The organism is Nocardioides sp. Z38_18 (genome assembly GCF_058215695.1).
This window is the reverse complement of sequence record NZ_JBZAJE010000001.1, coordinates 464,258-485,615: the sequence shown is the minus strand read 5'-3', so window position 1 is coordinate 485,615 and position 21,358 is coordinate 464,258. Positions and strand designations below refer to the sequence as shown.

At 69.0% G+C, this 21,358-nt stretch carries 20 protein-coding genes; 10 read left to right on the top strand and 10 right to left on the bottom strand.

All coding sequences use genetic code 11. The annotated features are described in order from the left end of the window. Nucleotides 1-34: 34 nt before the first annotated feature. The gene (locus AC4BGC_RS02360) at nucleotides 35-658 is read right to left on the bottom strand and encodes a CGNR zinc finger domain-containing protein (RefSeq protein WP_490554136.1); all 624 of its coding nucleotides are present in this window, start codon (nucleotides 656-658) and stop codon (nucleotides 35-37) included. A gap of 54 nt (nucleotides 659-712) precedes the next feature. On the opposite strand from AC4BGC_RS02360, the gene AC4BGC_RS02355 reads away from it, so the two are divergent. Both AC4BGC_RS02355 and AC4BGC_RS02350 read left to right on the top strand, forming a co-directional pair. Then, complete coding sequence (locus tag AC4BGC_RS02355; RefSeq protein ID WP_490554135.1) at nucleotides 713-2,104, top strand: MFS transporter; 1,392 nt, start codon at nucleotides 713-715, stop codon at nucleotides 2,102-2,104. 359 nt (nucleotides 2,105-2,463) lie between these two features. Then, complete coding sequence (locus tag AC4BGC_RS02350) at nucleotides 2,464-3,288, top strand: maleylpyruvate isomerase N-terminal domain-containing protein (protein WP_490554134.1); 825 nt, start codon at nucleotides 2,464-2,466, stop codon at nucleotides 3,286-3,288. A 12-nt stretch (nucleotides 3,289-3,300) separates the two neighbouring features. On the opposite strand, the gene AC4BGC_RS02345 is transcribed toward AC4BGC_RS02350, so the two are convergent. Beyond that, on the bottom strand, nucleotides 3,301-3,837 hold the full coding sequence (locus AC4BGC_RS02345) for a putative immunity protein (protein ID WP_490554133.1): 537 nt from the start codon (nucleotides 3,835-3,837) through the stop codon (nucleotides 3,301-3,303). 139 nt (nucleotides 3,838-3,976) lie between these two features. Here AC4BGC_RS02345 and AC4BGC_RS02340 point away from each other — a divergent pair, with 139 nt between their 5' ends. Beyond that, on the top strand, nucleotides 3,977-4,168 hold the full coding sequence (locus tag AC4BGC_RS02340; protein WP_490554132.1) for a hypothetical protein: 192 nt from the start codon (nucleotides 3,977-3,979) through the stop codon (nucleotides 4,166-4,168). Nucleotides 4,169-4,327: 159 nt separating this feature from the next. On the opposite strand, the gene AC4BGC_RS02335 is transcribed toward AC4BGC_RS02340, so the two are convergent. After that, nucleotides 4,328-5,341: a hypothetical protein gene (locus AC4BGC_RS02335; RefSeq protein WP_490554131.1), complete on the bottom strand. Its 1,014-nt coding sequence runs from the start codon at nucleotides 5,339-5,341 to the stop codon at nucleotides 4,328-4,330. Between the two features lie 95 nt (nucleotides 5,342-5,436). Here AC4BGC_RS02335 and AC4BGC_RS02330 point away from each other — a divergent pair, with 95 nt between their 5' ends. Then, on the top strand, nucleotides 5,437-6,006 hold the full coding sequence (locus AC4BGC_RS02330; RefSeq protein WP_490554130.1) for a TetR/AcrR family transcriptional regulator: 570 nt from the start codon (nucleotides 5,437-5,439) through the stop codon (nucleotides 6,004-6,006). 72 nt (nucleotides 6,007-6,078) lie between these two features. On the opposite strand, the gene AC4BGC_RS02325 is transcribed toward AC4BGC_RS02330, so the two are convergent. The 4 genes from AC4BGC_RS02325 to AC4BGC_RS02310 form a co-directional block, all read right to left on the bottom strand. After that, entirely contained in the window at nucleotides 6,079-6,432 is a 354-nt protein-coding gene (locus AC4BGC_RS02325) for a DUF1801 domain-containing protein (RefSeq protein WP_490546345.1), read from the bottom strand. Between the two features lie 277 nt (nucleotides 6,433-6,709). Beyond that, on the bottom strand, nucleotides 6,710-7,459 hold the full coding sequence (locus AC4BGC_RS02320; protein ID WP_490546346.1) for an SDR family NAD(P)-dependent oxidoreductase: 750 nt from the start codon (nucleotides 7,457-7,459) through the stop codon (nucleotides 6,710-6,712). A gap of 481 nt (nucleotides 7,460-7,940) precedes the next feature. Beyond that, nucleotides 7,941-8,258: a type II toxin-antitoxin system RelE/ParE family toxin gene (locus tag AC4BGC_RS02315; protein WP_490554129.1), complete on the bottom strand. Its 318-nt coding sequence runs from the start codon at nucleotides 8,256-8,258 to the stop codon at nucleotides 7,941-7,943. Then, nucleotides 8,255-8,476, bottom strand: coding sequence for an addiction module protein (locus AC4BGC_RS02310; RefSeq protein ID WP_490554128.1), 222 nt, complete (start codon nucleotides 8,474-8,476; stop codon nucleotides 8,255-8,257). Before AC4BGC_RS02310 ends, AC4BGC_RS02315 begins: the two co-directional genes overlap by 4 nt. A gap of 376 nt (nucleotides 8,477-8,852) precedes the next feature. Here AC4BGC_RS02310 and AC4BGC_RS02305 point away from each other — a divergent pair, with 376 nt between their 5' ends. Continuing rightward, nucleotides 8,853-9,407: a hypothetical protein gene (locus AC4BGC_RS02305; protein WP_490546349.1), complete on the top strand. Its 555-nt coding sequence runs from the start codon at nucleotides 8,853-8,855 to the stop codon at nucleotides 9,405-9,407. 605 nt (nucleotides 9,408-10,012) lie between these two features. Continuing rightward, nucleotides 10,013-11,590, top strand: a complete 1,578-nt coding sequence (locus AC4BGC_RS02300) for a tyrosine-type recombinase/integrase (RefSeq protein ID WP_490554127.1) — start codon at nucleotides 10,013-10,015, stop codon at nucleotides 11,588-11,590. 171 nt (nucleotides 11,591-11,761) lie between these two features. Here AC4BGC_RS02300 and AC4BGC_RS02295 read toward each other — a convergent pair whose 3' ends face one another. From AC4BGC_RS02295 to ychF, 3 genes are all read right to left on the bottom strand, one after another. Further along, entirely contained in the window at nucleotides 11,762-13,114 is a 1,353-nt protein-coding gene (locus AC4BGC_RS02295; protein ID WP_490546351.1) for a carotenoid oxygenase family protein, read from the bottom strand. Between the two features lie 151 nt (nucleotides 13,115-13,265). Further along, on the bottom strand, nucleotides 13,266-14,462 hold the full coding sequence (locus tag AC4BGC_RS02290) for an amidohydrolase family protein (RefSeq protein ID WP_490546352.1): 1,197 nt from the start codon (nucleotides 14,460-14,462) through the stop codon (nucleotides 13,266-13,268). Between the two features lie 331 nt (nucleotides 14,463-14,793). Next, entirely contained in the window at nucleotides 14,794-15,870 is a 1,077-nt protein-coding gene (ychF, locus tag AC4BGC_RS02285; RefSeq protein ID WP_490546353.1) for a redox-regulated ATPase YchF, read from the bottom strand. 203 nt (nucleotides 15,871-16,073) lie between these two features. On the opposite strand from ychF, the gene AC4BGC_RS02280 reads away from it, so the two are divergent. Genes AC4BGC_RS02280 through AC4BGC_RS02265 form a run of 4 tightly spaced genes read left to right on the top strand, consistent with a single transcriptional unit; the run spans nucleotide 16,074 to nucleotide 21,350 of the window. Continuing rightward, the gene (locus AC4BGC_RS02280; RefSeq protein WP_490554126.1) at nucleotides 16,074-17,573 is read left to right on the top strand and encodes a long-chain-fatty-acid--CoA ligase; all 1,500 of its coding nucleotides are present in this window, start codon (nucleotides 16,074-16,076) and stop codon (nucleotides 17,571-17,573) included. Further along, on the top strand, nucleotides 17,570-19,291 hold the full coding sequence (locus tag AC4BGC_RS02275) for a PHA/PHB synthase family protein (RefSeq protein ID WP_490554125.1): 1,722 nt from the start codon (nucleotides 17,570-17,572) through the stop codon (nucleotides 19,289-19,291). Before AC4BGC_RS02280 ends, AC4BGC_RS02275 begins: the two co-directional genes overlap by 4 nt. A gap of 12 nt (nucleotides 19,292-19,303) precedes the next feature. Further along, entirely contained in the window at nucleotides 19,304-20,158 is an 855-nt protein-coding gene (gene phaZ / locus AC4BGC_RS02270; RefSeq protein WP_490554124.1) for a poly(3-hydroxyalkanoate) depolymerase, read from the top strand. After that, on the top strand, nucleotides 20,151-21,350 hold the full coding sequence (locus AC4BGC_RS02265; protein WP_490554123.1) for an acyl-CoA dehydrogenase family protein: 1,200 nt from the start codon (nucleotides 20,151-20,153) through the stop codon (nucleotides 21,348-21,350). The genes phaZ and AC4BGC_RS02265 overlap by 8 nt, the downstream gene beginning before the upstream one ends. Nucleotides 21,351-21,358 lie beyond the last annotated feature (8 nt).

The following is a 21,358-nucleotide window of genomic DNA, read 5'->3' as shown; positions in this document are numbered from 1 at the left end:
GGCTTCCGGGGGGCCGGTACGGCGCTCGGCGCCGTCAGCGCTTCCGGGCGGCGGCGCGGCGCGCGACGTACCGCTCGATCTTCTGGGCGCGCCCACAGTCGTCCATGTCGCACCACCGCCGGCTCCGGTTCTTCGACTGGTCCAGGAACAGCCACGGGCAGCGGGCGCAGCGCTTGACGCGGCGCAGGTCCGGGGACACCACCAGGTCCGCAGCCGACCACGCGACCGGGTGGAGCGGCGCCACCAGGTCGCCGTCGTCCGGCCAGGTCCAGGCCTGGCGCCCCTCCTCGACCGAGTGCAGCTCGGCGGCCGCGAGCGCCGCCGTCGCGAACCCGCGCAGGGTGGTCTCCCACGAGATGGAGAGGTCGCCCTCCCCGATGGCGACGCCGCCGAAGACCTCATTGAGGCCGTCACGGAGCTCGTGCGCCTTCCCGAGGGCGGCCCGGGCCCGCCGGGGATGCCGTTCCGCCTCACGGCGCAGGGCAGCGACCCGGGACTCCGTCAGCGTGCCGACCCGCAACGACCAGCGCAGCAGGTCTTCGTAGTTCGAGACGTGGTCGTGCCGCGCCGGCCCCAGGGGGTCGTCGACGGTGTTCGCGTAGTCCAGAGCGAGGTTGCCCCCGATGATCGGCAGCTCTCGCGGTCGTGGTGTTTCCATCGAAGACAGTTTTACCAGTTGACGACCGATGGCACCTCTGCAAGCGTTGCCACCATGGCGGGTTTCACCAGAAACACCTCGTCGGAGCGGGCCGGCTCCACCCGGGTGGTCGCGGTCGCCGTCGTCCTGTGCGCGGTCCAGTTCGTCGACGTCCTGGGTGTCACGGTGGTGACCGCGGCGCTGCCGAGCATGCTGCGCGACCTCGACGCGAGCCCGGCGCAGGGCGCGATGGTCGTGAACGCCTACGCCCTGTTCTTCGGTGGGCTGCTGATGGTCGCCGCCCGCCTCGGGGACCGCGTCGGGCACCGGCGGGTGCTGCTCGCGGCGCTCGGGCTGTTCGCCGCAGCGTCGGTCCCCGGGGCCGTGGCCGGTTCGGTGTGGGTGCTCGCCGCGTCGCGTGCGCTCCAGGGGGTGGCAGCCGCCGCCTCGGTGCCCGCGGCGCTCCGGTTGCTGACGACCGTCGTACCCGAGGGCCCGGCGCGACGACGGGCGATCGCCGGCTGGAGCGCCGCGGGCGCGGCAGCCGGCGGCTGCGGGCTGGTGCTCGGTGGGCTGCTCACGCAGCTGGTGTCGTGGCGCGCGGCGTTCTGGGCCGACATCGTGCTGGGGGTCCTCCTCGCGGCGGCAGTCGTGCGCGCCATCCCGCGCGACGAGCTGTCCGGGGAGTCCGGACGGATCGGCTGGCTCTCGGCCGCCACCCTCACCATCGCCGCGATGGGCATCGTCGCCGGGACCACCCTGCTCGGCGACTCAGACTCGATGACGGCCGCACTCCTCGTGGTCGTCGTAGGGGGCGTGGCTGCGTTCGCCTTCGTCGTCGCGGAACGCCGGGCCACCCACCCGCTGGTGCCACCCCGCGCCCGCCGGTCACCCCAGCTGAAGTGGGGGGCGGTCGGCTCGTTCTTCGTCACCGCCACGTCGAGCGCATCGGTCACCGTGGCCACTCTCCACCTGCAGGACGAGCTCGGCCTGGGGCCTCTGGCCGCGGGAACCGTCCTCGTCGGGTTGAGCGTGCTCGTGGTGGCCGGTTCGGTGGTAGCCCCACGGTTGCTCAGGGCCTTCGGCTGGGGACCGGTGATCGGGGTCGGCCTGGGCACGATCGCCGTCGGCACCGGCCTGCTGGCCGCGTGGCCCCACGTGGTGGTGATCGGTCTCGGCACGGCGCTCTCCGGCCTCGGGGTGGGGATCGGCTCGGTCGCCTCCAACGACCTCGGGACCTCGGTCGCGGAGCAGCTGAAGGGCACCGCCACCGGCGTCCTGAACACCGCTGCCCAGCTCGGCACCGCCGTCGGTACGGCGTTCACGGTGCTGGTCGCCACCACGATCGGACCCCGTCCCGCCTGGCTGTTCGTCACGGCGTACGCCGTCCTGGCGGCCCTGGCCACGACGGCGCGGGGCCCTCGGCGCTCCTCCGCGACGCAGCGCGAGGAGACCGGTGTGACCTGACCTGCCCCAGTCGGAGGCGGGTCAGCCGAGGTCGACCGTGAGTGCGCGGTGGTCGGAAACCGGGAGCTGCCACGCCCACCGGCAGCCGGGAGAGCAGCGCGACACCGCTCCCAGCGACAACCCCTACGGCCAGCACGTAGGTCCCCTGGGCAGCGTCGTACGCCACTGTGTGCCGGCAGGTCCGCCCGTGGCCCGATCATGTCCGAGCCCCGGCTCCGGCACACCCGTTCGGCTTCGGTCCCCGTCCCTTGGGCGCCGCCTCGAGCCCGTCTCATTTCCACCAGCGCCGCACTGTCGGAGCCCGGGCCCGGTCACCTAGGATCTGCCCCCTCGGGCCGATTCCGACTGCGGAGGCAGCCATGCCCGATCGATCTCTCCAGAGCCCGGACAGGGACCACGTGGTGGCCGCGATGGCCATCCTCGCCAACCAGGTGGCGAACCTGATGGACGCTGTCACCGACTGGGACACACCGGTCCACGGGACGCACTCCTGGTCCGTGGCCGACCTGGTCCGGCACATGTCGCTCCTCCCGGAGGTCTACACCCAGCAGGTGGGCGCCGAGACACTCGGCTACTCCCCTTCCGCAGCGGCGATGTCGCAGACCAACGCCGCGACCCTGGCGGCGACGGCGAGCCGGCAGCCCTCGGACCTCGCGGAGAACTTCCGTGAGGCCGTACCGACGCTGCTCGCCCACCTCTGTGACAGCGACCCCCAGGCCCCGTTGCCGTGGCACGCGGGGCTGACCCTCACGCCCGGCGAGCTGGGCGGCATGGCCATCGGGGAATGGCTGGTCCACGGCTGGGAGCTGGCGAAGACCATCGGTGCACCCTGGAACATCGAACCCGCGCACGCTCGCCTGGTCCTGGGCGCCTTCACCGCCATGCTGCCCGCGTGGCTCGACGTCGAGAAGGCTGCCGACCACACCAACCGCTACGAGTACCGCCTGCGCGGCACCGACGAACGCTTGCGGATGACGTTCACCGACGGAGTGCTGAGCACCCGACACCCGGAGGGAGTGCCGTTCCGCCCGGACACGATCGTCTGGGCAGAACCGACGGCACTGCTCCTGTACTTCTACCGGCGCACGCCGCTGTGGCGAAACGTGCTGAGCGGCAGCCTCCTCGCAGGCGGACGGCGCCCGCACCGGGCGCTCACGGCGAGCACCCTCTTCCACCCGGCCTGACCCGCTCTGGCGTCACCGACGGCTGACGTGCGCCTGGACCTGCTCGATGACCGCACCCAGGACGCCTCGCGAGAGCAGGCCGGGGCCCAGCGGTCCGGAGGGGTCCGCGCCCAGCGGCGGCAGCAGGCGCAGCACGGAGCTCTCCTCGTCCGTCAGCTGCGCCAGCTGCCAGTCCACCTCGCCCTGCACGGCGTCGGCACGCGCCGGCTCGGCCAGCGAGACCGCCTTGGCCGCGTACGCGGCAGCCCCCAACGCGTGCGCCCCCATGTGTGCGACGGCAGCTGCCTGTGCAACGGCTCGCGCCGCAGCAGCACCGGCAGGACTCGTGGCCGCACCGGCCGCCTTGACCGCGACCATGCGCAGACGAATCTGCTCGGCCGCCGTGCTCTCACCGCGTGCGAAGGCACGCGCGCGAGCCAGCGCGTCCGGCACGCGTGTGTCATCCGCTGCCTCGGCGCAGAACAGCGGCAGCACGCGCCCGGCGCACTCGGCTGCCCATCGCGCGACCACGCGACGGTCCGCTTCGCTCAGCGACTGTCTGGAGGTCACGCGGCGATCCTGCCACCACCGGGCCGGTGTGCTTTGGCGTACCCGCGTCTGTGCACCCGTGCCGCATTTGCTGGCCAATGACACTCGAGATCGGGCATCGGGATGTCATTTCCCAGCAAATGCGTGCGCGAGCGTCGAGGTGCACGGGAGCACCGGCACCCTCGAGCGTGTCGGCGAGCGGCAGGCACTGGTGCGCCTCACCGCGCCGGTGCCCGGGATGCTCACCGTCTACACGCACGACGAGGGCGAGGACAAGGCAGCCGCGAGCGTCCGGGCCTACCTGTTCTCCTCCGACGCGGCCGACCACGTCAAGCGCGAGGAGCCGTCATAGCAGGCCTGGCTTGAGGGACTCTCCGTCCCGGCCTGATCCCGGGGATCCGCCGTCGAAGCGGAGCGGTACGCCGTGAGCGCCGCTGGTCGCGTCCGCCGCAGCACCACGTCACCTGGTCGGACACGGAGTGCCTGATGCACAAGGGCGGACGGCACGATCTCAGGCCGTCGTGAGTGCCACCACTTTCCTGGCCCTGGCCGCCGCGATGCGCGGACCGCTGAACCACAGCACGATCCCCGCCAGGACCCACAAGCCCAGGGTCAGGGCCGCAGCGCCTCCGCCGGCGCCGTCGAAGTACGCCACGGCACGGACCAGGGTGCCCGAAGCGCCGGGCGGCAGGAGCTGACCGATCATGGCCACCCCGGAGGGGAGCCACTGCGCGCTGGTCGCGATGCCGGCGAAGGGGTTGCCCACAAACATCATGGACATGGCGGCAATGGTGAAGCCCTTGGTGCCAAAGCACTCATGGAGGCCGGCGAGCGGCAGGGCCAGTGCTGCGATGCCCAGGGCGACGCTTGCCGCGACCGGGACCAGAGGACCATCGATGCTGCCGAAGAGGTACTTCAGGACGGCAGCGACCACGAACCCACCGGCGACCGAGAAGCCGGTGAGGCCGGCGAAGATCCACCGGCGTCTCCCGGACAGCATGGAGCGGAACGCCACGGCGGGCACGATGCCGCCGAAGACCAGGGGGAAGGCCAGGCCGCCGATGCCCACACCCGTCGGGTCCTCGGCGAGAAGCGGAACCACGTCCACGATCTCGGCCGTCTGCCCGGTCCTGTCCGCCATCGTGGCGCCGACGTCGCTGACTGTCCCGGACACCGCGGTCGATCCGGCGCTCGCCACGTACACCTGCATGTCCTGGGGATCTGAGAAGTCGAAACCGCCGACGATCTCCCGGTCCCGAATTCCCTGCTCCAGGTCGTCGACACTCTCATAGGCCTTGACGACAAAGGCGCCCGGCGACTGGGACTCCAGGGTTTGCGAGACCGATTCGACCTTCTCCTGCGCCCCGACTACACCCAGGTCCAGGTCCCGCGGTCCGGAAAGGATGGAGGGTGAGATGAAGAGCATCAGGAGTGCAAGCAGGATGACCGAGAGCCCGACGGTCAGACCCGCCCAGATGGCTGCGTGCTTTCGATGGAAGCCGGATGCCGGCGGCTGAGCAGTCATGGATCCTTCGAAGATGTTTGTGGAGGGATTTCCTCCGCTTCTACCGGACGATGTTCCTCCGGTTTAGACTCGCAGTCAATTCGGAGGGAGCCGGGATGAGGGCTGACGCTGCGCGGCGCAGAGAAGCGATCCTTGCCCAGGCGCGGCACCTGTTCGCCCAGCGGGGCGGCGACGTTGCGTTGGAGGCAGTGGCCGCGGCCAGCGGAGTGGGCATCGCCACCCTGTACCGCAACTTTCCCTCCCGCGACGAGTTGGCCCGAGCCGTGGTCCAGGACACTGTCGAGAGCATCCTGGAAGCCGCGAACGCGGCCCGCGCCGGGCTCGGCACGAACGCTGCAGCGTCGTGGGAGCGGCTGTTGTCGCAGCTGATGTCCATGGAGCTGGGTGCGCTGACCGATGGCCTCGCACTGCAGGCCGGTGCCGACCTCGACTTGAACGCCACTCCCCTGGCGCAGGTTCAACGCCCGGCCGTCGAGGCGCTGGATCAGGTGCTGGCCGAGCTGAAGACCCGGGGGGCCGTGCGGCCGGCCCTCACCGCGCTGGAGGTGATCGTTGCGGTGGCGACGATCACGCGCCCGCAGATCTCTCCCATCCGCGAAGCGGCGCCGGAGGTGCAGGCCCAGCTGGCGCAGGCGTACCTGCTGTGGAGCACGACCACACGTTGAAGCGGAGCTCCACCGCATTCCGAAGCGAAGGAACGTCTGACCCGCCCCGGGAAGGGGCGGGTCAGACGACGGTCAGGAGACCACGGTGCTGACGATCTCGGAGATGCGCTTCTCCGTGTCCTCATCCACGGTCTCGAAGTACCAGGCAGCTGGCATCAGCGCACCGTCCACACCGCCAGCGGGCCGGAAGTCAGCCTTCTCGGTGATGGCGAGATTCAGGCGTTCGTCATTGCGCAGCGTCACCAATGCCGGCGTGCTCGCTGACAGCGCATAGGCGGGCATCCCGTACCAGATCCGCGGCTTCAGAGCGGGGGCGACGGTCACGATGATGTCGTGAACACGCTGCATGGTGGACCGCCGTGGCTCGTCCATCTTCGCGATCCTGTCGAGCACCTGGGTGAGGTTCTTCTCGTCCTTCGACGACATGTCATGTCCTCTCGTCGGCCGATGTCGAGCATCGGCGGAATGAAGTCGGCGCGTTGATGCGCCGCACCCCAACCCGGACGTGTCCTGAACTACTCAGGCCTCTCCGCGATGATTCAGGTGGTCTTCACCTGGAAGTGCTGTCGGTGGCGCGAGCCACCGACCTAAGCGTACCCAGCGCGAGCCGACGACGCAGCGCCTCTCCCCACTTCACCAGTGTTGAACGCTGGAACTGGCCTACACGTTGAAGCCGACGCGCGGGCGAGGCTGGCCGTCACGGTCAGCGGAGCATGACGCTGCCGCCGTCGACCATCAGCGTCTGACCGGTCATATAGGAGGCGTCGTCGCTGGCCAGGAAGACTGCGGTGCGGCCGACATCGGCCTCGGGATCACCCAACCGTCCCAGCGGGGCGGCGCCCAGCAGCGCGGCCTCCCGCTCGGGGTGCTCAGCCAGGTACCGGTCCACCCCCTCGGTGCGCGCCAGCGGCGAGATGACGTTGACATTGATGTCGTCGCCGGCCCACTCGTGAGCGGCCACCCGGCTCATGGCACGCACCGCCTCCTTCGCGGCCGCGTAGGACAGCTGGGTGGGGTGCCCGGTCAGCCCGGCGCCGGAGGCGAAGTTGATCACCGAGCCGTGGGTGGAGCGCAGGTCCTCGTAGCAGGCACACATCAGCCAGAAGGCCGGGTAGAACCCGGTGTCGAACGAGATCGCGAACATCTCCATCGTGGTGTCCACGAAGGGCGCCTGCCGGCTCACGTGGGCGTTGTTGACCAGCACGTGGACAGGGCCGTATGCCGACTCCGCCGCGTCTCGGATGACCTCGGCATTGCCCTGCTGGGAGATGTCGCTCGCCAAGAACTGGGCGGCGTCACCCAGCTCCGCGGCCAGCTCCTCGCCGCGGGCCTCGTCGACATCGACAAAGAGCACTCGGGCTCCCTCGGCGACGAACGCGCGCACGATCCCCTTGCCGATTCCGTTGGCGCCACCGGTGACGATGGCGGTCCTGTCCCGCAGTCGGTCGGCCATGCTCACTCCTGGATGTGTGGCGGTGCCCGGAACGTAGGGACCGAGCACATGGCGCCTTACCAAGGTATCTCTGCGCTCCGCATCGCCGCGCCGGAGAAGCGCTACCGAGCGGCCCCGAGCGGTACGCCAAGAGGACCCGTGCGCGACATCCATCGGCCGCGGACACCGCAGGCCGGTCATCGCGATGGGTCACGGTTTCGGGGGTGTCCGGGCGCTGCGGCTCTATATATATGCCTATGCCGAGCGTTTCGTCGCCGCCGGTTATCTGGTCGCGGTCTTACACCTGCGCTGACCTGCGGTCATGCGCCGATTCAGACGTTGAAGCGGAACGAAATCGCCGGTTTTCGGCTGCTCTTGAGTGTCGCCGGTTTCCGTTGAAAAGGGCCTCTGACCTGCGCAAACACGGCGTTGAGGCCGTTGGGCACCGATGGTCGGGATCGGTCTCAGCGTGACTTCTTGCGGACTGTTTGCGGACCGCTGGCTAGCCGACAGAGCGCCCGGAGACCGTCTCCTCGATCGACGCGGGGTCGCGCCGGACGTTCACGAGTGCGAGTACATCGATCCGGCTCACGCCAACGAGATACACGGCCATGTACGGGAACCCCTTGAGCAGCACTCGGCGGTAGGACTCGAACAGGATGACCCCGGACTCGGGGAACATCTCGATGCGCTCGACCTGCTCATCCAGCCGCGTCTCGAACCGACTCGGCAGCGCTGGGTCGAACTGCTCGTAGTGGTCATAGATCGCAGTCAGGTCATCTTCCACGCTGGGGTGGAAGACCAGAGGTAGTCGACTCACGCCCTACGCGCAGCAAGCCGGGCTTTGAGGTCGTCCCACGTCAACCCCACCGAGGGGTCAGCTTCAAGCTCTGCTGCCCGGGCCCGGATCATCGCCTTCTGATCGTCGGTGACCTCGATCGGCTCGGACTCGACAGTGCTCTCGATGTACTCGACCAGCTCCAAGCGCTCGTCAAGGCTCATTGCCTGGATCGCGGACTGAAGTGATGGGGTCACCATGATCAAAGGGTACGCCGACCCCGCCTCCGGCCGGCGGCGTTAGCTGGTGGCAGTCGTCCCCTCGGACGCCTGCACGCGTAGCAGCCAACGCACACCAGGCGGCGGATCCGACGTTCGGCGGACTAGTGGTCATGGTCGAAGAGGGGGAGCGCCAACCTTTGCGATGTGCCGCGATGGGAGGTTTTACGGTCCATGGCGAATCACGCCCAAACCCGAGCCAACGCACGCGCCATCTGTCGACCCGGCGCACGCACCCAGCCAGCCCCAAGGGCAGGTTAGGAAACACCTGAAAACGGACTCGCCAGGGCCCCGTGAAACGTAGCCTCGTGGCAACGTCGTCCGCCGCGGCCGACTGTGGCCCCTCCTGGGAGGCGCAATGCGTCCGGACGAAATCGACCTGTCCGCCTACCCCTCGTACCTCGGGCGCCACCCGGACCCCGCGAGCAAAGGCAGCGACATGTCTACTGAGGGAGTGGTGCGTGGCCTGGTCCGCGCGGCCCTCGCGGGCCTGGTCGGGGTGGGGCTGGGTCTGGTGGTCACGCGCGTAGGGTTCGTGTCGATGTCGGGTGGCATGTTCACCGGCGCCCTGACGTCGGCAGCGATGGTCTTGCTGTACACCCGCGGAGCCGGGGCAGCCCCACGGCGTGGCCTGGTCCCACTCATCCTGCTACACCTGATCGTCCTGGTCACGACCTTCACCGCGGTCCTCATCAGCAGGGCGTGGTGGGTCTACACCCTGCTGGACACCGAGCTTGGGGGCATGCCCCCGAGTAGGAGCAACTTCGTCTGGTCCACAGTCGTCGCTCAGCAAAACCCCGGCTATTTCTGGCGCTCGATGCTGTTGCTCACGCTGTACAGCATCTCTGGCAGCTGCCTGGCGCTCTGGTGGGTCTGGCGTCGCGCACGACTAAGCGAGGATCAGCAACACTGAGCGTGGTTGATCGAGCTCACCTGAGGGGACATGCATCACGGGCAAGCCGTGGACATGGGCCGTCGGCCGATCGAGGGCCTTGGCCCGGTGTTGACGGAGGTGCGTGGCAAAGGGCGACTTCTCGCCTCGGGGGCTGCACCAACTAGAAGTGAGAGTCGTTGGTGGCGTGCCAAAGACGGCTCCACGACAGAGCCCCACGCCAGGTAGTCATCCGCTCATCGGCTATGTCAGTGCGTTCGCAACGCGCGCCGCGAGGAACGAGACGTGGTGGTGCGCACCGTCAGCAGAGCCCGTTGAGAGCCGTCTCTGGCCTTGGCCGACCAGAGACCACCGCGAACACGAGCTCTGCAGATGACGACACCACGACGCCCGCATTGAACTCCTCGATGTCCCGATGAATGGCTGACGTTGGCTGTCGACGGAACGAAGAATCTCCCTCCAGGACAGCGAAAATCGCTCTCAAATCACTGTCAAAGACGTCGGCAAAGACGTCGGCACGCATGCTACGAATGACGTAGGTGGGTCGCCCGTGGACGGGCGGCCCACGACGCATTTTTGGGCCTGCTGTTGGAAATCGTGGGTGGTGATGGGACGTGCACGGTGGCGTGAAGATCTACCGCGGGAACGCTGCTGCCGCCCGCTCATACGTGGAGGCCGACCACGCGCGCGTTGACGACTACTACCTCGCCGAGGGCAGTGGCCTGGCCGAGCGCTTCGTCGCCTCCCCCGTCGGAGTCGAGCGGGCCGGCGCTCTCGACGGTGACGGCTACGAGGCATGGGTCGCGGGTCTGGATCCGCTGAGCCGCGAACCACGTGGGCGACTGCGGACCGACCCCAAGGCCGTCCGGTTCGCCGAGGTCGTCGTGAACGGCCCCAAGTCCTGGTCGCTCGCTGCGGCGCTGCATCCTGAGATGGCCGCGGCGTACGACGCAGCAATGGATCGAGCCGCCGTGGAGATCGCGGAGTGGCTGGCCGAGCACTCCACGACCCGGGTCGGTCCTCGGGGTCGCCAGGTGCAGGTACCAGTGGCGGGCACCTACCGAGACGAGACCGGCAACGAGCACTCGCGCCACTTCGACCGCAAGGTCGATGCCCAGCACTGGCTGGACCGAGTCACGGCAGCCGTGGTGGCCGGCACCTACGCCGACCCCAAGGCCGGCCGGATCACCTTCGCGGCATTCTTCGGCGAGTGGTCAGCTCGTCGGGTCTGGGCACCCGGCACAGTGCTCGCGATGTCCCTGGCTGCAAGGTCGGTGCCGTTCGCTGGGACGCCACTCCAGCAGGTCCGACACTCGGACGTCGACTCCTGGATCAAGACCATGGACGCTGCCGGCCTCGCCCCGGGCACGATCAAGACCCGATACGTCAACGTCCGATCGGTGTTTCGAGCAGCCGTCAAGGACCGAGTGATTGGCACGGACCCGACCGACGGCGTACGCCTCCCCCGCGGTCGTCGCGCCGACGCCGCGATGTCGGTCCCCACCCCGGAGGAGATCGGGCAGCTCATGGCCGTGGCCGACGAACGATTCCGGCCGTTCATCGGCCTGTGCGCGTTCGCTGGTCTCCGCCTGGGCGAGGCCGCCGGCGTACGCCTCGGCGACATCGACTTCCTTCGCAAGACGCTCAAGGTCTCGCGTCAGGTTCAGCGCGTCAACGGCGGAGCGATCGACATACGCGCGCCGAAGTACGGCTCCGAGCGAGTCGTCTACCTCGCCGACAGCCTCGTCAACCTGCTGGCCGACCACGTCGCCACCTACGGCACCACGGGGATGGATCGGTGGCTCTTCACCGGCGACAGCGACGACCCGCCGCAACAGAACACCGTCGGCTACTGGTGGCGCAAGACCCTCCGAGACGCGGGGCTGTCAGGCGTCAAGCTCCACGACCTGCGGCACTTCTACGCCTCCGGGCTGATCGCTGCCGGGTGCGACGTGGTGACCGTCCAACGCTCGCTCGGACACGCGAAGGCGACCACGACCCTCAACACCTACGCACACCTCTGGCCGGAACGCGGAGGACCGCACTCGCAAAGCCGCGGAATCGATCATGTCGACGGCCCTCGGACACCAGCCAACGGACATGCTTGCAGACGACGGGTCCCGCCGACACCCATCGTGAGAGTTCGCGCTTTCCAACCAATGCGAGCTTCCGCAACTGCATCCGAACAGCGCATCTGCCCATGACTTCAGGAGGCCTCCGATTGCCCGGGTCGAGAGTGTCTGGGGCGCTGCACATCACCCACTGTGACGCGGCTGGCACACGGTGAAGAACGCCGGAAGGTGTCCCCGTTGAACTGCGCGTTCGTCAGGTGCGGTTCCCTTGGGGCGACCCGCTCGGATCCCGAAATTCAATGCTCAGGCGAGGGACGAGTCGGGGATCCAGTTCCCATGGAATCCCTGCGGCACCCGGACCGGCAGGTGGACCGTGGCCACCGGATGTCCGAAGTCGTGGGCATCGATGATCACCAGGTCGCTGGCGTCGCGCGCGGCGTCGTACACGTAGCCCATGAGCCACCCGTCGTCCTCGCCAGCCGCGCTGCCGGCCGGGACGAACACCATCTCGCTGGCGATGCGGCCGGAGCCCAGGTCCACCTCGACGGTGGTGCCGCCGACAAGGTCGTGCTTGCGCACAGCGGTCCGAGGGTCATCGCCTAGGGCGCCCAGGTCGCGCACCGCGGATACGCCGATCGTGTAGCCGTAGCGGTGGCGGCGGCCAGTGAGTCGTTCGTCCCCGCGTGGGAACTCCGTGCCGCGATCGTCGATCGTCTGGGTGAGAACCTTGCGTGCCTGCGGGTCGATCGTCCAGCGCTCCAGACGGGGGCGATCGGACAAGGGCTCGCCGTCTTCGGCGAAGGCGTGGTCGTGCACCACCAGGTCGATGATCACTCGATCAGCGTCGTCGAAGGCGTTGAGGGGGTGGTACACGAAGCACGGCTCGACGTCGATCCACACGACGTCGGACCCGGTGCCGGCCCGGGGCAGGAGCCCGACCCGGGCCCCGTTGTCGGGGCGCCAGCGGAAGGGCAGGGCAACGCTCTGGAGGGCGAGCTCCAGGTCGAAGAGCACAGGCAGGTCGAAGAGCACGACCCGGGAGGCGGTCAGGCCCATGTCGTGGAGCATGACTGGAGCCGGAAGGTCGATGTCGACAGTGCTGATGAGCTCCCCGGCAGAGTCGATCACGTGATAGCGCAACGCGGGGTTGTCGAAGCCGTAGCTCATCACGTGCATCTCGCCGCTGTTCGGGTCGAACTTGGGGTGAGCGTTGATGCCGGCAGGGAGTGGGCCGCCGAAGTTGCGCGTGGCGACCGTTTCCAGGTCGCCCGTCAGCTCATAAGGCAGCGACCCCTCGGTCACGGCCAGGATCCGGCCGGCGTGGGCGAACACGTTGGTGTTGCCCGAGCCGGAATACCACCCGCCGTCCTCGTGGGGCACGGGGGACTGATCAAGATGCGCGCTGGCCTCGGGGCTACGCACCCAGCGGTTGCGGTACCAGCGTGGCCGGCCGCCGTGCAGGTCGACGCCGTGCACCATCCCGTCGCCCGCGAACCAGTGGTACGTGTCGGCCTGCGCTGCGAACGGGTTGGGCCCGGTGCGGATGTACCTGCCCGCCAGGCTCGGCGGCACCGCGCCCGTGACCTCGAGATCCGTGGCGGTCAACTCAGTGGCCACCGGCGCGAAGTTGCCGTCGAGGTACGTCGCTGCAGTCATCGTGCTCCCTGGCATCGAGCCGCCGAGCCGACCCCACCAATAGACACCCTCTCCGGCTACGCGTCAATCCGCCGCCGGCCTCCCGTCAAATGCTCGTTCAGGATCGTTTGCCCCGCTGCGGTGTGCTCGCGTCTGCGATCGCGGGCGTCGCTCAGCCCAGCACGTTGGCGCCTCGGACGAGGACGGCGACCGGCCGGTCGAGCGCGGTCGGGTCGGTAGCGAGGTCGCCGTCGACGACCAGCAGATCAGCCGTGAGCCCGGCGGCTACCGCCCCGGTCACGCCGGCGAGGCCGACGTGCTCGGCCGCGAACGATGTCGCGGTGGCCACCGCCTCCGCGACCGGATAACCGGCCTCCACAAGCGTCTGGATCGCGAGCGTGGTCCCGCCGTGCCGCTTTGGTGGCGCCGCCCCGGCATCGGTACCGGTGACCAGCCGGATGCCGTGCCCGCGGATCCGACGTGCCAGCTCGACCCGCTGGGCGTCCATGGTGCGGAAGTCCATGCCTGTCCGCACCATGACTGCCCGGATATCAGGCGGAATCGTGTCCTCCGGCGGCATCTGGGAGAAGTCGAAGCCCAACGTCATGTCAATCGTTATCCCCGCCGCAACCACCGCCTCCAGCAGCTCCTCCGACACCTCCGGCCCCCTCTCCGTCAGGCAGCTGAAGTGCTCAATCCCGTCCACACCAGCCCGGATCGCGTGCCACACCCCGGCGAGCGCATGCGCATGGGCCAGCACCGTCAGCCCGGCCCGGTGGCCGGCCTCGACGACGGCCGCCAACTCCTCATCGCTGAACTGTGCGGCGAACACATCGGTTCCGGCCGTGATCATGCCGCCGCTGGCCATCACCTTCAGCACATCAACCCCGCGGACGGCATGCTCGGCGACCTGCTCGCGCACGCCGTCCACGCCGTCCGCTACCCCGCCGAGGAAGTGGCAATGCCCGTCCGGCACGGTCAGCGGCGGCCCCGCCGTGCGCACCCGCGGCAGACCGGGCAGGGCGCGCGCCTTCAGCGTCCGATACCTGCGGTCCCCAAGGTCCAGGACGGTGGTGAGCCCGCGTGCGGCGCTGGCGGCCAACGATGCGCGGATCTGCGCGTCCAACTCCTCATCGGTTGCAGCGCCGGCTCGCTCCAACGCCCCCAGATCACCGTTGGACACCAGGTGCACGTGGCAGTCGAGCAATCCCGGCAGCAGCGTCCCCGCGTACGTCGTGACGTCGACGTCGCTCGGCAGCTCCCGGTGCCCCGACTCGACACCCAAGATCCTCTCGCCATCGACCAGCACCGTGCCCGCGCCCAAGAAGGCGGTCCCGTCGAACACTTGACCTGCCCGCATGGCCCGCATGCCACCGAGTCTGCCCAGAAGCCAACGTGCCCGCTAGGCGCCTTCGGACAGACCGACGCTTACCGCAGAGTCCGCCGCCGACCCCGGCTGCCATCCCTAGGAGTGACCGAGCGCAGCGGACCACGCGGCCCGACAGACCTACTGACGCCCGCCCATCTTGGGTGCGTCACATCGCCGCCAAAGCCCGAGGTGTAGCCAAGCCACCGACAGATCAAAGAGCCCACGCGCGCCCTCAGAACAGGCCTTGCGAGCAGGTCACGCTGAAATTCTTGCGGACTCAGTGCGGACCGCAGGGGTCCACACCCCCTCTGACCTGCGCTTTTACGCCGATTCACACGTTGAAGCGGAACTCCACCACGTCACCGTCGGCCATGACGTAGTCCTTGCCCTCCATGCGGACCTTGCCGGCCGACTTGGCCGCGGCCATCGACCCGGCGGCGACGAGGTCGTCGTAGGAGACGATCTCGGCCTTGATGAAGCCCTTCTGGAAGTCGGTGTGGATCACGCCGGCGGCCTCGGGGGCGGTGGCGCCCTTCTTGATCGTCCAGGCGCGGGCCTCCTTCGGCCCAGCCGTCAGGTAGGTCTGCAGGCCGAGGGTGTCGAAGCCGACGCGGGCGAGCTTGTCCAGCCCGGGCTCCTCGACCCCCATCTCCGCGAGCATCTCGCGGGCCTCGGCGTCGTCGTCGAGCTCGACCAGCTCGGCCTCGAACTTGGCGTCGAGGAAGATCGCCTCGGCGGGTGCGACCAGGTCGCGCATCTTCTGCTTCAGCGCCTCGTCACCGAGCTCGTCGGCGTCGCAGTTGAACACGTAGATGTAGGGCTTCGCGGTGAGCAGTGAGAGCTCGCGGACCAGTGCGAGGTCGACCTTGGTCGAGATGATCGGGGTGCCGGCCTCCAGGTGCTCCTTGGCCTCCTGGGCGGCGGCGAGGTTGGCGGCGATCGCCTTGTTGCCGCGCGCCTCCTTCTCCAGCCGCGGGATCGCCTTCTCCACGGTCTGCAGGTCGGCCAGGATCATCTCGGTCTGGATCGTGGAGATGTCCGACTCGGGGTTCACCTCGCCGTCGACGTGGGTGACGTCCTCGTCACGGAAGACCCGGGTCACCTGGCAGATCGCGGCGGCCTCGCGGATGTGCGAGAGGAACTTGTTGCCCAGCCCCTCACCCTCCGAGGCGCCCTTGACGATGCCGGCGATGTCGACGAACTCGACGGTCGCGGGCAGCAGCTTCGCCGACCCGAAGATCTCCGCGAGCTTCGCCAGGCGCTCGTCGGGCACCGCCACCACCCCGACGTTGGGCTCGATGGTGGCGAAGGGGTAGTTCGCCGCGAGGACGTTGTTCTTCGTCAGGGCGTTGAAGAGGGTCGACTTGCCCGCATTGGGGAGACCGACGATGCCGATGGTGAGTGCCACGGCGAAGGAGTCTACGGCGGCGTACGGCGCACCACGAATCGGCCGCGGCAACCGATACGGCCGTTCACCGACAAAGGGTGTGGCGCGCGCCACATCGGGTAGAGGACAAGGTACGAAGCAGCGGCCCAGGGGGTCGTGATGCCTCGGACAGACTGTGACTGCCACCGGCACGCATCAGTGCAAGCGACGCTTTGGAGGCGACCGTGACCAACCTGGCCGACAACCTGACCCGAACAGCCGAACAGCACCCTGACCGGCCCGCCGTGAAGCTCGACGACCTGGTGCTGAGCTACGCCCAGCTGCAGGACGGCGCCCGCCGCGTGGCGGCGATGCTGAAGTCGAAGGGGATCGGTCCCGGCGACCGCGTCGGCCTGGTGCTGCCGAACGTGCCGCCCTTCCCGGTGCTCTTCTACGGCGCGGTCTCGCTCGGCGCCGTCGTGGTGCCGATGAACCCGCTGCTGAAGGCGCGCGAGGTGAAGTACTACCTCGAGGACTCCGGCGCCTCGTTGGTCTTCGCCTGGAAGGACATGGCCGAGGAGGCCGGCAAGGGCGCCTCGGAGGTCGGCATCGAGTGCGTCGAGGTCGGCACCGACTTCGCGGAGATGCTGGCGGCCCACGAGCCGGAGACCGAGGTGGTCAGCCGCGACGACGAGGACGACGTCGTGCTGCTCTACACCTCCGGCACCACCGGGCAGCCCAAGGGAGCCCAGCTGACCCACCACAACATGATCACCAACGCCGCGACGACCGCCGAGACCCTCGTGGAGCTCACCGAGGAGGACGTCGTGATGGGCTGCCTCCCGCTCTTCCACGTCTTCGGCCTCACCTGCGGCCTGAACGCCTCGGTGCTCAAGGGCTCCTGCCTGACGCTGATCCCCCGCTTCGACCCGGCCAAGGCACTGGAAGTCGTGGCCCGCGACAAGGTGACGGTCTTCGAGGGCGTCCCGACGATGTACGCCGCGATGCTGCATGCCGAGGGCGCCGAGGAGTCCGACATGACCAGCCTCCGCTCCTGCATCTCGGGCGGCTCCGCGATGCCCGTCGAGGTGATGAAGAACTTCGAGAAGACCTTCGACTGCATCGTGCTCGAAGGCTACGGCCTCTCCGAGACCTCGCCCGTGGCCTCGTTCAACCAGCCCGGTCAGGAGCGCAAGCCCGGCTCGATCGGCACACCCGTGCGCGGGGTGGAGATGAAGATCGTCGACGACGAGGGCCAGGACGTGCCCGAGGGAGAGGTCGGCGAGATCGCGATCCGGGGCGAGAACATCATGAAGGGCTACTGGGGCCGCGATGAGGACACCGCCGACGCCATCAAGGACGGCTGGTTCCTCTCCGGCGACATGGCGAAGGTCGACGAGGACGGCTACTTCTTCATCGTCGACCGCAAGAAGGACCTGATCATCCGCGGCGGCTACAACGTCTACCCCCGCGAGGTCGAGGAGGCGCTCTACGAGCACGAGGCGGTGGCCGAGGTGGCCGTGATCGGGTTCAAGGACGACCACCTCGGCGAGGAGGTCGGAGCCGCGGTGGCCCTCAAGGACGGCTACGACGTGGAGGGCGAGGAGCTCCAGGCCTTCGCCAAGGAGCGATTGGCGGCGTACAAGTATCCCCGGGCGGTCTGGATCGTCGAGGAGCTCCCCAAGGGGCCCACCGGGAAGATCCTGCGTCGTGAGGTCGAGGCTCCCGAGGAGGCCAGGTCATGAGCGCCACCACCCAGGCCGAGGAGCGCATCCACGCGGCCGACGAGGACGGCAGCAGCAACGCCGCCGCCCCGCTCGACCTCCTGCTCGCCGACGCCACCAGCAGCCCGCTGCGACGGTTCCTGCCCGGGATGTCCGGCGTCCGGTTCACCGCTGCGCTCGCTCGGCACCCCGGCCGCGTCGCGGGTCGCACCCTCGGGCTCGCTGCGGAGCTGGCCAAGGTCGGCGTCGGGAGGTCCGACCTGGAGGCGGGCGAGAAGGACCGCCGCTTCTCCGACGAGGCCTGGGACCGCAACCCGCTGTTCAAGCGCACCCTGCAGGGCTACCTCGCCCTCGGGGCTGCCGCACGCGGGCTGGTGGAGGACGCCGGGCTCGACTGGGGAGACGACCAGCGGATCAAGTTCATCGTCGACAACCTGGTCGAGGCCACCGCGCCGAGCAACAACCCGTTCCTCAACCCCAAGGTCCTCAAGCGGATGGTCGACACCGGGGGCGGCAACCTGGTCGAGGGAGGCCGCCGGTTCGTGCGGGACTTCGCCAGTGCCCCGCGGGTGCCCTCCATGGTCGAGCCGGACGCGTTCGAGGTGGGCACCGACCTCGCGGTGACGCCGGGTGCGGTGGTGCTGCGCACCGACGTCTTCGAGCTGATCCAGTACACCCCGCAGACCCCCAAGGTCCGGCAGGTGCCGCTGTTGATCGTGCCGCCCACGATCAACAAGTACTACGTGATCGACCTCGCCGAGGAGCGCAGCCTGGTGGAGCACCTCGTCGCCTCGGGGCAGCAGGTCTACTGCATCTCCTGGCGCAACCCCGACGTGCGGCACGCCGACTGGGGCCTGGACACCTACGGCCAGGCGATCATCGAGGCGATGGACGCCTGCCAGTCGATCTCGCGGCAGGACAAGGTCGCGCTCTTCGGGATCTGCTCGGGCGGGATGATCGCCTCGATGCTGCTCGCCCACCTCGCGGAGGTCGGCGACCTCGAACGGGTGGCTGCGTTCAGCCTGGCGGTCACGGTGCTGGACCAGGAGCAGGCCGGTCTGCCCAGCGCGCTGCTCTCCCACAAGGCGGCGGCGGCCTCGACCCGGGCCTCGGCCGAGAAGGGCTACCTGGACGGCAAGGTGCTGGCCGAGGTGTTCGCCTGGCTGCGGCCCAACGACCTGATCTGGAACTACTGGGTGAACAACTACCTGCTCGGGCACGCACCCAAGGCGTTCGACATCCTCTACTGGAACGCCGACCCGGTGCGGATGACCGCGGCGATGCACCGTGACTTCATGGACCTCATGATCAACAACAGCCTGACCAAGGCCGGCGAGGCACGGATGCTCGGGACCGACATCGACCTGGGCAGCATCTACACCGACACCTACGCGGTCGCCGGCATCGCGGACCACCTGTGCAAGTGGGAGTCCTGCTACCAGACCACCCAGCTCTTCGGCGGCGACACGAAGTTCGTGCTCTCCACCAGCGGGCACATCGCCGCCATGGTGAACCCACCCGGGAACCCCAAGGCGAGCTTCCAGACCGCGACCAGCAACCCCCCGGAGACCTCGGATTGGCTGAAGCAGGCCAGCAAGGTCAAGGGCAGCTGGTGGGACGACTACGTCGACTGGCTCGGCGAGCGCACCGGGCCGGAGCGGGCGAAGCCGCGGCGGATGGGCTCTGCCACCTACGAGCCCATCTGCGATGCTCCTGGAACCTATGTCCACGACCGCTGAGGAACGCCCCCTGTGACTGCCGACGACCGCGACCGGATCCGCACGGTCGCGATCCGGGGACTGCAGGCGCGGGTCTCCGTTCGCCCTGCGCGTGGCCGGCTGGCCGACGAGCCCCCGCTGCTCCTGTGCAACGGGATCGGGATCAGCTTCGAGGCGCTGCAGCCGCTCGTCGACGAGCTCGACCCCGACCGCGGCGTGGTCCGTTTCGACGTACCCGGCGTTGGCGGCAGCCCTGCTCCGCCGTTCCCCTACCCGATCGCCGCCCTGTCGTCGTGGGTCACCGCACTGATGGCGCGGCTGGGGCACCAGCGCTTCGACGTGTTCGGCCTGTCCTGGGGCGGTGGACTCGCCCAGCAGCTCGCGATCCAGTCCCCCCGCAAGGTGCGTCGGGTGGTGCTGTGCGCCACGGGGACCGGCGCCATGATGGTGCCCGCCCATCCCCGGGTGCTGGCCCGGATGCTCACGCCCCGGCGGCACCGGGATCCGAAGTACGCCGCCCGGATCGCGCCGGAGATCTACGGCGGCACGATGCGCAGTGACCCCGAGAGCGGTGCGGCGCTGCTGCACGGGGCAACCCGTGCCGGACCGAAGCGGGGCTACTACTACCAGCTCGCCTCGATGGCCGGGTGGAGCAGCCTGCCGTTCCTGGGCTTGATCCGGCAGCCGACGCTGGTCATGGGCGGTGACGACGACCCGATCATCCCGGTCGCGAACCCGCGGATGCAGGCCGCGCTGATCCCCTCGTCGACGCTGCACGTCTACCACGGTGGGCACCTGGCGATCGTGACCGAGGCCGACGAGCTGGCCCCGGTGATCGAGCAGTTCCTGAACGACCCGAACGCGACCGAGAGGACCGGCGATGGCTGAGTCGACGGACCTGGGCCTCGAGGACTCTCCGTTCTCGGACTTCCTCGGCTTCGAGCTGCTGCTCGACGAGGCCGACCGCGAGCTGCTGAGCAACGTGCGCGCGTTCATGACGCGCGAGGTGGAGCCGGTGATCAACGACTACTGGACCCGCGCGCAGTTCCCCCACGACCTGGTGCCCGGGATCGCCAAGCTCGGCATCGCCGGGCTGGCGTACGACGGACCCGGCTGTCCGAACCGGGGGGCCGTGGTCGACGGCATGGTGGCGATGGAGCTGAGCCGGGTCGATCCTTCTATCGGCACGTTCATGGGTGTCCACGGTGGCCTGGCGATGGGGTCGATCCACCTGTGCGGCTCCGACGAGCAGCGCGAGCGCTGGCTGCCCGCGATGGCGCGGATGGAGCTGATCGGCGCCTTCGGCCTGACCGAGCCCGACGTCGGGTCCGCGATCTCCCAGGGCCTGGCGACCACCGCCCGCAAGGACGGTGAGGACTGGATCCTGAACGGCGAGAAGAAGTGGATCGGCAACGCCGCCTTCGCCGACCTCGTCGTCATCTGGGCCCGCGACGAGGAGGACGGCCGGGTCAAGGGCTTCGTGGTGGAGAAGGACACCGAGGGGATGACCTTCGACAAGCAGGAGGACAAGATCGCCCTGCGGGTCGTGCAGAACGCGGAGATCCACCTGCACGACGTACGCGTCCCGGAGGCAAACCGACTGCAGAAGGCCGACAGCTTCCGGGCCACCGCCGACGTCCTCCGGGTCACCCGGATGGGGGTCGCCTGGCAGGCCGCCGGCTGCGCGCGCGGCGCCTTCGAGCACGCATTGCGCTACACCAAGGCCCGCGAGCAGTTCGGCCGTCCGATCGCCTCCTTCCAGATGGTGCAGGACCTGCTGGTGAAGATGCTCAGCAACGTCACGGCCTCGACCGCCATGAACGTGCGTGCCTCCCAGCTGCTGGAGGCAGGCCTGCTCAAGGACGAGCACGCCTCGCTGTGCAAGGCCCACTCCACCGTCCGGATGCGTGAGGCGGTCGGCTGGGCCCGCGAGGTGCTCGGCGGCAACGGCATCCTGCTGGAGCACCATGTGGGCAGGTTCGTCGCCGATGCCGAGGCGATCTACTCCTACGAGGGCACCCGCGAGATGAACACCCTCATCGTCGGCCGCGCGATCACCGGCGAGGCCGCCTTCGTCTGAGCGGCCAC

Excerpts from the sequence above, each read along its gene's own strand:
- AC4BGC_RS02325 (WP_490546345.1), bottom strand. The coding sequence starts at position 6,432 with ATGTCGTCGAAGGACGAGAAGAACCTCACCCAGGTGCTCGACAGGATC.
- AC4BGC_RS02275 (WP_490554125.1), top strand. The coding sequence starts at position 17,570 with ATGAGCGCCACCACCCAGGCCGAGGAGCGCATCCACGCGGCCGACGAG.
- AC4BGC_RS02320 (WP_490546346.1), bottom strand. The coding sequence starts at position 7,459 with ATGGCCGACCGACTGCGGGACAGGACCGCCATCGTCACCGGTGGCGCC.
- AC4BGC_RS02360 (WP_490554136.1), bottom strand. The coding sequence starts at position 658 with ATGGAAACACCACGACCGCGAGAGCTGCCGATCATCGGGGGCAACCTC.
- AC4BGC_RS02350 (WP_490554134.1), top strand. The coding sequence starts at position 2,464 with ATGCCCGATCGATCTCTCCAGAGCCCGGACAGGGACCACGTGGTGGCC.
- AC4BGC_RS02355 (WP_490554135.1), top strand. The coding sequence starts at position 713 with ATGGCGGGTTTCACCAGAAACACCTCGTCGGAGCGGGCCGGCTCCACC.
- AC4BGC_RS02330 (WP_490554130.1), top strand. The coding sequence starts at position 5,437 with ATGAGGGCTGACGCTGCGCGGCGCAGAGAAGCGATCCTTGCCCAGGCG.
- AC4BGC_RS02295 (WP_490546351.1), bottom strand. The coding sequence starts at position 13,114 with ATGACTGCAGCGACGTACCTCGACGGCAACTTCGCGCCGGTGGCCACT.
- AC4BGC_RS02290 (WP_490546352.1), bottom strand. The coding sequence starts at position 14,462 with ATGCGGGCCATGCGGGCAGGTCAAGTGTTCGACGGGACCGCCTTCTTG.
- AC4BGC_RS02305 (WP_490546349.1), top strand. The coding sequence starts at position 8,853 with ATGCGTCCGGACGAAATCGACCTGTCCGCCTACCCCTCGTACCTCGGG.
- AC4BGC_RS02265 (WP_490554123.1), top strand. The coding sequence starts at position 20,151 with ATGGCTGAGTCGACGGACCTGGGCCTCGAGGACTCTCCGTTCTCGGAC.
- AC4BGC_RS02310 (WP_490554128.1), bottom strand. The coding sequence starts at position 8,476 with ATGGTGACCCCATCACTTCAGTCCGCGATCCAGGCAATGAGCCTTGAC.
- AC4BGC_RS02335 (WP_490554131.1), bottom strand. The coding sequence starts at position 5,341 with ATGACTGCTCAGCCGCCGGCATCCGGCTTCCATCGAAAGCACGCAGCC.